This is a genomic window from Neisseria sp. HMSC074B07 (genome assembly GCF_001810355.1).
In the GTDB taxonomy this organism is placed as follows: Bacteria; Pseudomonadota; Gammaproteobacteria; order Burkholderiales; family Neisseriaceae; genus Neisseria.
Genome location: NZ_KV800950.1, coordinates 61,636 through 71,077 on the forward strand (window position 1 = coordinate 61,636; position 9,442 = coordinate 71,077).

Below are 9,442 nucleotides of genomic sequence, written 5' to 3' on the forward strand. Positions count from 1 at the left end.
ATTTCTTGGATAAACCTTCCGTAAACCGACATCGATTTTTTCAAATCAGCCTATAATCCTTCTATTTAAGAAATAGGTTACAGTATGAAAAAACAAAATATCCGAGCAACTATTTACGAAGCTATCAATCAATTTGTCACGGCTTATAAACAAAATAATACAGAAATATTGTCGTCCGAATATGGTTTAGACAAAGAAACTTTAGCTGAGATAGATGATTTTTTGAGTTTTGTAAAAGATAAGTCGAAAATTAATTTATTTTCTATATCAGATCTAAATAATGACACCTTTTTATCAATAGAATATGTTGATGGTGATTATTTAATCGAATATATTTTAATTTACGAAGATATTAAATTTTATCTTGTCGGAGAGTATAACAAAACTCAAGAGGCCCAATACAAATTTGAATATCGAAATTTTGATATATGAGCATAAGTAAGCGCAGCCATGAGAGAAACCATAGATTGGATTCCCAAATCCGACATCTGCATTACCTAAAGGCGTTCGTGTGATTTAAAACCCTAAAAAATCAATTTAAATCAAAGCATTGCATAGGTTTCAATCAAGATTTTTCAGACGACCCTTCCGCCCCATCCAGCGCAGGTCGTCTGAAAAATTGTCAACATTTCCACCCAAATTACCAAGCAACCCAGACCCATTCGGCGTATAATACAGCCTTTCCCAACCGCATTTGAGAGCTGAATCATGTCTGTTGTTTTGCCCTTGCGCGGCGTTACCGCCCTTTCCGATTTCCGTGTTGAAAAACTCTTGCAAAAAGCGGCCGCACTCGGCCTGCCCGAAGTGAAACTGAAAAGCGAATTTTGGTATTTTGTCGGCAGCGAGAAAGCACTGGATGCCGCGACTGTCGAAAAACTGCAAGCCTTGTTGGCGGCGCAAAGCGTTAAAGAAACGCCCGAAGCGCGCGAGGGCTTGCATTTGTTTTTGGTAACGCCCCGCTTGGGTACGATTTCGCCGTGGGCTTCCAAGGCGACCAATATCGCGGAAAACTGCGGTTTGGAAGGCATAGAGCGCATCGAGCGCGGCATGGCGGTGTGGCTGGAAGGTCGTCTGAATGATGAACAGAAACAGCAATGGGCGGCTTTGCTGCACGACCGCATGACCGAATCCGTGCTGCCCGATTTTCAGACGGCCTCCAAATTATTCCACCATCTCGAATCCGAAACCTTTTCCACCGTCGATGTTTTGGGCGGCGGTAAAGAGGCTTTGGTCAAAGCCAATACCGAAATGGGCTTGGCACTCTCCGCCGACGAAATCGATTATCTGGTTGAAAACTATCAGGCTTTGCAGCGCAATCCGTCCGATGTGGAGCTGATGATGTTCGCGCAGGCAAACAGCGAACACTGCCGCCACAAAATCTTCAACGCCGACTTCATTCTCAACGGCGAAAAACAGCCAAAATCGCTCTTCGGCATGATTCGCGATACACACAACGCGCATCCCGAAGGCACGGTCGTCGCCTATAAAGACAATTCGTCCGTGATCGAAGGCGCGAAAATCGAGCGTTTCTATCCGAATGCGGCGGAAAACCAAGGCTACCGTTTCCACGAGGAAGACACGCATATCATCATGAAAGTGGAAACGCACAACCACCCGACCGCCATCGCGCCGTTTGCGGGTGCGGCAACGGGCGCGGGCGGCGAAATCCGCGACGAAGGCGCAACGGGCAAAGGTTCGCGTCCGAAAGCAGGCTTGACCGGCTTTACCGTATCCAACCTCAACATCCCCGACCTCAAACAGCCGTGGGAACAAGACTACGGCAAGCCGGAACACATTTCCTCGCCGCTGGACATCATGATTGAAGGCCCCATCGGCGGCGCGGCGTTCAACAACGAATTCGGCCGCCCGAACCTCTTGGGCTACTTCCGCACTTTTGAAGAGAAGTTTGACGGTCAGGTTCGCGGCTACCACAAACCGATTATGATCGCCGGCGGCTTGGGCAGTATTCAGGCGCAGCAGACGCATAAAGACGAAATCCCTGAAGGCGCGTTGCTGATTCAACTGGGCGGCCCGGGCATGCTTATCGGCTTGGGCGGCGGCGCGGCTTCATCCATGAATACCGGTACAAACGACGCCTCTTTAGACTTCAACTCCGTACAACGCGGCAACCCTGAAATCGAACGCCGCGCGCAAGAAGTCATCGACCGCTGCTGGCAGCTTGGCGACAAAAACCCGATTATCTCCATCCACGACGTCGGCGCGGGCGGCCTGTCCAACGCCTTCCCCGAACTGGTCAATGATGCCGGACGCGGCGCGGTATTCAAGCTGCGCGAAGTGCCGCTGGAAGAACACGGACTCAACCCATTGCAAATCTGGTGCAACGAATCGCAAGAACGTTATGTGTTGTCGATTTTGGAAAAAGATTTGGACACCTTCCGCGCCATCTGCGAACGCGAACGCTGCCCGTTTGCCGTGGTCGGCACGGCGACCGACGACGGCCATTTGAAAGTACGCGACGATTTGTTCTCCAACAACCCCGTCGATTTGCCGCTGAACGTCTTGCTCGGCAAACCGCCCAAAACCACGCGCAGCGACAAAACCGTGAGGTCGTCTGAAAAACCGTTTAACGCGGGCAATATCGACATCACCGAAGCCGCCTACCGCGTTCTGCGCCTGCCTACCGTTGCCGCAAAAAACTTCCTGATTACCATCGGCGACCGCAGCGTCGGCGGCATGACCCACCGCGACCAAATGGTCGGCAAATACCAAACTCCCGTAGCCGACTGCGCCGTTACCATGATGGGCTTCAACACTTATCGCGGCGAAGCGATGTCTATGGGCGAAAAACCGACCGTAGCCCTGTTTGACGCGCCTGCTTCGGGCAGAATGTGCGTCGGCGAAGCCATCACCAACATCGCGCCGGTCAACATCGGCGACATCGGCAACATCAAGCTCTCCGCCAACTGGATGGCGGCGTGCGGCAACGAAGGCGAAGACGAAAAACTCTACCGCACCGTCGAAGCGGTTTCTAAAGCCTGTCAGGCACTGGATTTGAGCATCCCCGTGGGCAAAGACAGCCTGTCGATGAAAACCGTTTGGCAAGACGGCGAAGAGAAAAAATTCGTCGTTTCGCCGTTGAGCCTGATTATCTCCGCGTTCGCGCCAGTTCAAGACGTGCGCAAAACCGTTACGCCTGAGTTGAAAAACGTCGAAGACAGCGTATTGCTGTTTATCGATTTGGGATTCGGCAAAGCGCGCATGGGCGGCTCCGCGTTCGGTCAGGTATACAACAACATGAGCGGCGACGCGCCCGATTTAGACGATACAGGTCGTCTGAAAGACTTCTACGGCGTGATTCAACAGCTTGTCGCCGAAGACAAACTTTTGGCATATCACGACCGCAGCGACGGCGGCTTGTTTGCGACGCTGGCGGAAATGGCGTTTGCGGCACGGTGCGGCTTGAATGTGGATTTGACCTCATTGGTTGCCAATCAAGCCGACGTCAACGAAGCCAGCATCCGCGCATTGTTCAATGAAGAACTGGGCGCAGTGATTCAAATTGCCAAACAAGATGTTGCGGTAGTAGAAGCCTTGTTTAAAGCGGCAACGCTGCCCTTGCATACCGTTGCCACCATCGGTTCCGACGAAAAAATCGTTATCCGCAATCAGGCAGGCATCGTGTTGGAACAAACCCGCACCGACCTGCAACGCGCATGGCAGGAAACCAGCCACGCCATCCAACGCCTGCGCGACAACCCCGCCTGCGCCGACAGTGAGTTTGCCCTGATTGGCGACAACGACCGCAGCGCATTGTTTGCCGACGTGAAATTTGACGTGAACGAAGACATCTCCGCGCCTTTCGTCAACAGCGGCGCGAAACCCAAAATCGCCATCCTGCGCGAACAGGGCGTGAACGGGGAAATCGAAATGGCCGCCGCGTTCACCCGCGCCGGATTCGATGCCTACGACGTGCATATGTCCGACCTGATGGCAGGCCGCGTCCACCTTGCCGACTTCAAAATGCTGGCGGCGTGCGGCGGCTTCAGCTACGGCGACGTACTCGGCGCGGGCGAAGGCTGGGCGAAATCCATCCTGTTCCACCCCGCCTTACGCGACCAGTTCGCCGCCTTCTTCGCCGACCCGGACACGCTGACATTGGGCGTGTGCAACGGCTGCCAGATGGTCAGCAACCTCGCCGAAATCATCCCCGGCGCGGCAGGCTGGCCGAAGTTCAAACGCAACCTGAGCGAACAGTTCGAAGCGCGCCTGAGCATGGTTCACGTCCCCAAATCAGCCTCCCTGATCCTGAACGAAATGCAAGGCTCCAGCCTGCCCGTCGTCGTCAGCCACGGCGAAGGTCGCGCCGACTTCGCGCTTCACGGCGGCAAAATTTCAGACGGCCTCGGCATCGCACTGCAATACGTCGACGGACAAAACCAAGTTACCCAAACCTACCCGCTCAACCCCAACGGCTCGCCGCAAGGCATCGCCGGCGTGACCAATGCCGACGGCCGCGTTACCATCATGATGCCCCACCCCGAACGCGTGTACCGCGCCGCACAAATGAGCTGGAAACCGGAAGACTGGACGGAACTGTCCGGCTGGTACCGCCTCTTCGCCGGAGCAAGGAAGGCGTTGGGTTAACCGGTAGGCTGATTTGATTCGGCTTTAAAGAGAAAGGTCGTCTGAAAACGATTTAGCGGATTCTGCTATATCTGTTTTCAGACGACCTTTATATGTTCTTTTGCGTATAAGACCGAGCCGACCGCCGTCATTCCCGCCTGCGCGGGAATGACGGCCTAGATTTTTTGTCCCGAACCTATATACAAATAAACTTAATTGAATTTATAGAAAGATTTGGAGAAGCTTATGTCTAACATAGTAATTTTTAAAAACATGCCGAATGATGATGACTATATTAAATGGATTGATGAAAACCCAAATGGATTTGTATTAAATATAGATCAAACTAAAGACCCTTCTAAGATTTGGAAAGATTATCCCAAAATACATTTTGCTAATTGTAACCAACTAAATAAAAGGCCGGGGCGCACAACTGGAAAATATTTCAAAGTTTGCTCAAACTCAATTGAAGAACTTGAAAAATGGAGCCTGGATGAATACAGAAGAGAACTAACTCCATGCGGAACCTGTAAGAAAAACGGATTACCGGTAGGACGGCTCATGGGAATACCAAATTTTCAGGTAGCTTCTGCCCTGTCCTTAAAATCTGATATAGACGAACTCGAAGAATGTTTAGCCTCCGAGACTAATCCAGAAAAGCGAACCGAAATTGAAACTTTGATAAAAGCCCGTCAAGGGCAAGGCAGATTCCGGCAAAAACTACTCGAACTGTATCCGAACTGCCCGCTAACAGGTCTAGATGTTCGGTCTTTACTTATTGCCAGCCATATCAAACCTTGGAGCAAATGCAATAATGAAGAGAGGTTAGATCCCTTCAATGGACTGATGCTCGCACCCAATATTGACGCATTATTCGATAGCGGACTGATTACGTTTGATGCCGACGGTACGATAAAAATCAGTCCGAAAATCGATCTGGAAAATCAAAAGCGGCTTGGAATTTCTCCCGATATGAAATTAAAAATCGAACCTGAAAGCCAAAAATATTTCGAGTATCACCGCAACCACGTTTTCCAAAAAGAAGAATAGATAGTGTTGAACAGCCCGTTGATTTAAGGTCGTCTGAAAACGATTTAGCGAACCACGCTATATTTGTTTTCAGACGACCTTTTTGCGTTCTTTTGCGTACAAATACTAACCAATTACCGTCATTCCCGCGCAGGCGGGAATCCAGACCTCTTCATTTCAGAAATATTTAAAGATTACTGTAAATCCAAACTTCTGGATTCCCGCCTGCGCGGGAATGACGGCGGCGAAGTGTTTTTTGGATTCCTGCTATCGGCATTCTATCGGCGTATTCTGCAAGCAGAAGCATCATTCCGTATAATCCCCCTTAGCTCCCCATCAACTATAATCGGCACATTCAGACGGCCTCTCCCGATACTATGACCCGACAAGCCTTTATCCTCAGTGATTGCGAATTTTCCGAATGCGGCGAAAAGCCTTATGCGCTGTTGACGGCGAATCCGACCAAGGAACACCACTATATCGCCCAGACCGAGCAGCGGCAGCATGCGCATAATCCGCAGGTCAGCCCGCAGAATCAGAATGTTTACAAACTGTCTTTGTCCATGTTCCGCGAACCGGCTGCCGCTCGACGCTCCCGCTCCGGCGACAAGGTTCGCGGCGGGAATGAAAATCGCGGTGCGGCGGCGAGTGTCAACATCATCGGCAATTTGGCGGCGAAAAACCTCTACACGCTGACTTTCGTCGAAAACACCGCCAACCAGTACAATTTGGAAAGCTGGTTCAACCGCCACGAAAGCGGCTACGAAGAAGCCTGCAACCACTTGCGCACGTTGCCCGAATGCCGTCTGAAAACGGGCGAAACCGATACGGTCAAAGTTCCCGAAGCATTGTGGCGGATATTGCGGCTGAAATTCCTCGGCATCCTGCGCAATCCGCACAACCATAAAAACCTGTTTGCCCACCGTCTGCATGAGGCGGTTCGGGCGCGGCTGCCGGAGGTCGGATTTGAGTTTGTGCGCCTGATCAGCAAGCGCGATCCGAGCCGCATCGAAGCCATTATGCAAAACTACCGTTTTTCGTTTCTCGGCTATGTCGATTGGCTGGCGGGGCTTTACGGCATGTTGAGCGAAGGCGTGGCACAGCCGTCGCTGTTTGAGCGGCTGTTTTGCACCATATTCGCCGAACCCGATGCGGTGAAAATCGAGCTGTTCCGCTATGCCGAAAACGAGGGGCTGTGCCTCTTTGGCGACAGCAGTTTCTGCCTTCAGGCTTCGACGAAACTCATCAGCGTCGGCGTGAATATTTCGCACGATATGTTTGCCGTCGTCCACCTGCAAACCGACCGCTGGCTTGCGTTTAAAAACACTTTTCACCACGACGCGCCGAAATTGGAAGGCAGGGTAAGGATTATCGACGGCGACCAAACCCAGCGGCTGATGTTTAACCGGCTGACCATCAGTCAGGCGCATGAAGCCGTGTTCGGCAGAAGCCCGAATATCGGCGACTATCTTTAACGCTTGGATGATGCACGCGCGCGCTTGATGTGAAGCGTATCGACGCTAAACAAAAGGTCGTCTGAAAACGATTTGGCGAACCCGCTGCTTTCGTTTTCAGACGACCTTGTTTGTACTCGGCGCCTAAGCCTTGTTTTGCGCTGCCGCTATTTGCATTGCCCCACAGCCGCCGGATAAACCGATACCTGCGTCTGCGTCAGGGCAAACAGGTTTTCAAGCTGCGTTTGCGCTTGGCGGTTGGCATGATCCAAAATCTGGGCTTTGCACGCGCTGGCGAGGACTTGCTTTTTGGCTTCTTCCTGCACGGTTTTGAACACCGCCTTATCCACCGGCAAAAGGTTGAACGAACCGGTTTGGATGTCGTACACCTCGATATTTTCCAAATCGACGCTGAGGATTTCTACAGGCGGCAGGCTGATGAGGACTTTTCCATCCACGATATTGACGTTGTCGGCATGAAGTTTGTCCAAATCCAAGCCCGCCAACACTTTGCCGCGCACGATAAACAGACCGCTTTGCGCGTCCTGCCACAATCTGCGCCAGTCGCCTTTTTTCTCGGTGCGGATGATGGTGTCGATGTAAAAAGCCGTGCTTTCCAAGCGGTTCATCTGCTTAATCTGCATCAAAACGCCTTCGCGCGAAATCGCTTCATGGGCGTTGTCATTGCGGTGCTGGGCATAGAACCAACCGCCCGCCGCTGCGACTGCACAAAAAATAGATATTAAAATCAGTCGGTAAACCATTTTCATCAGCTTAAACCCTTTTCGGTTGCGTTGAACTTAACGCCCATATTCTTTCAAATGTTCAGATTTCAAGCAAAAGTCGTCTGAAAACGCAATTTTTGTTTTTCAGACGACCTTCTGTCGAAACATTACCAAAAAGTAATAAAAAACCACCATCACACATAGTTTGCCTTTTGGTAAAGACAAGACTACAATCGCCTACATTCTTTCAGCCACACAACACATCATGAACACCACCGACCTGCGCCGCCGCAACCTGCGGCAATGGATAGCGGACAAATACGGCGGCCAGCAAACCCGTTTTGCCGAAGCCATCGCCATCAACCAAGGCGAATTGTCCGCCCTTCTGAAAAATAAATCCTTCGGCGAGAAAAAAGCCCGAAAAATCGAACAGGCGGCGCAAATGCCCGCCATGTGGCTGGATCAAGAACACGCCTCAGCCCAACCCGACCATCAAGAAAGACGCACCATGCCCCACATTTCCTCCATCCCTGAAATCCTCGCCGACATCAAAGCCGGCAAAATGGTCATCATCACCGACGCGGAAGACCGCGAAAACGAAGGCGATTTGCTGATGGCGGCGCAGTTCGTCACCCCCGAAGCCATCAACTTTATGATCAAACACGCGCGCGGACTGGTTTGCCTGCCGATGGAAGGCAGCATGGTCGAGCGGCTCGGCCTGCCCATGATGACCCAGAAAAACGGCGCGCAATACGGCACCAACTTCACCGTTTCCATCGAAGCGGCGCAAGGCATTACCACCGGCATTTCCGCCGCCGACCGCGCCCTGACCATCCAAACCGCCGTTTCTCCGACCGCCAAACCCGAAGACATCGTCCAACCCGGTCATATTTTCCCCTTGCGTGCGCAAAAAGGCGGCGTCCTAGTACGCGCCGGACACACCGAAGCCGGCGTCGACTTGGCACAAATGAACGGACTCATCCCCGCCGCCGTCATCTGCGAAATCATCAACGACGACGGCACCATGGCGCGTATGCCCGAACTGATGAAGTTCGCCGAAGAACACAACCTCAAAATCGGCACGATTACCGACCTTATCGAATACCGCAGCCGCACCGAAAGCCTGCTCGAAGACATGGGCAACGCCCCCGTACAAACCCCGTGGGGCGAATTCCAGCAACACGTTTACGTTGACAAACTCTCCGGCGAAACTCACCTCGCCCTCGTCAAAGGCAAACCCGCCGCCGACACCGAAACCCTCGTCCGCGTACACGAACCCTTCAGCGTCATGGACTTCATCCAAGCCAACCCGCGCCATTCCTGGTCGCTGCCCAAAGCCCTTGAGCGCATCCAGCAAGCCGAAAGCGGCGTCGTCATCCTCCTGCACCGCACCGAAGACGGCGCCACCCTGCTCGACCGCACCCTGCCCAAAGGCGCCAACCAAGCCTACAAATGGGACAGCAAAAGCTACGGCATCGGCGCACAAATCCTCGCCGGCCTCAACGTCGGCAAACTGCGCGTGTTAGGACAGCCCTCCGCCTTCACCGGACTGACCGGCTTCGGCTTGGAAGTTGTCGGCTTTGAAGAAGCAGAAAACAAATAAACCGTCCGTCTTATCAAAAGGTCGTCTGAAATCCCGATTCCGGTTTT

The 9,442-nt window shown here is 52.3% G+C and carries 6 protein-coding genes; 5 read left to right on the plus strand and 1 reads right to left on the minus strand.

Features of this window, described 5'->3' with window-relative positions:
- Positions 1 to 84: 84 nt before the first annotated feature.
- The 4 genes from HMPREF2726_RS08340 (at position 85) to HMPREF2726_RS08355 (ending at position 7,088) form a co-directional block, all read left to right on the plus strand.
- Positions 85 to 432: a hypothetical protein gene (locus HMPREF2726_RS08340; protein WP_009312206.1), complete on the plus strand. Its 348-nt coding sequence runs from the start codon at positions 85 to 87 to the stop codon at positions 430 to 432.
- Between the two features lie 276 nt (positions 433 to 708).
- Positions 709 to 4,605 carry a phosphoribosylformylglycinamidine synthase gene (gene purL, locus HMPREF2726_RS08345; protein WP_070602962.1) on the plus strand — a complete coding sequence of 1,299 codons (3,897 nt, stop codon included), beginning with the start codon at positions 709 to 711 and terminating at the stop codon, positions 4,603 to 4,605.
- Between the two features lie 225 nt (positions 4,606 to 4,830).
- Entirely contained in the window at positions 4,831 to 5,634 is an 804-nt protein-coding gene (locus HMPREF2726_RS08350) for an HNH endonuclease (RefSeq protein ID WP_070602964.1), read from the plus strand.
- Between the two features lie 356 nt (positions 5,635 to 5,990).
- Entirely contained in the window at positions 5,991 to 7,088 is a 1,098-nt protein-coding gene (locus HMPREF2726_RS08355) for a hypothetical protein (protein ID WP_070602965.1), read from the plus strand.
- A 146-nt stretch (positions 7,089 to 7,234) separates the two neighbouring features.
- Here HMPREF2726_RS08355 and HMPREF2726_RS08360 read toward each other — a convergent pair whose 3' ends face one another.
- On the minus strand, positions 7,235 to 7,837 hold the full coding sequence (locus HMPREF2726_RS08360) for a DUF4230 domain-containing protein (protein ID WP_070602967.1): 603 nt from the start codon (positions 7,835 to 7,837) through the stop codon (positions 7,235 to 7,237).
- 217 nt (positions 7,838 to 8,054) lie between these two features.
- On the opposite strand from HMPREF2726_RS08360, the gene ribBA reads away from it, so the two are divergent.
- The gene (gene ribBA, locus HMPREF2726_RS08365; protein WP_210399690.1) at positions 8,055 to 9,395 is read left to right on the plus strand and encodes a bifunctional 3,4-dihydroxy-2-butanone-4-phosphate synthase/GTP cyclohydrolase II; all 1,341 of its coding nucleotides are present in this window, start codon (positions 8,055 to 8,057) and stop codon (positions 9,393 to 9,395) included.
- Positions 9,396 to 9,442 lie beyond the last annotated feature (47 nt).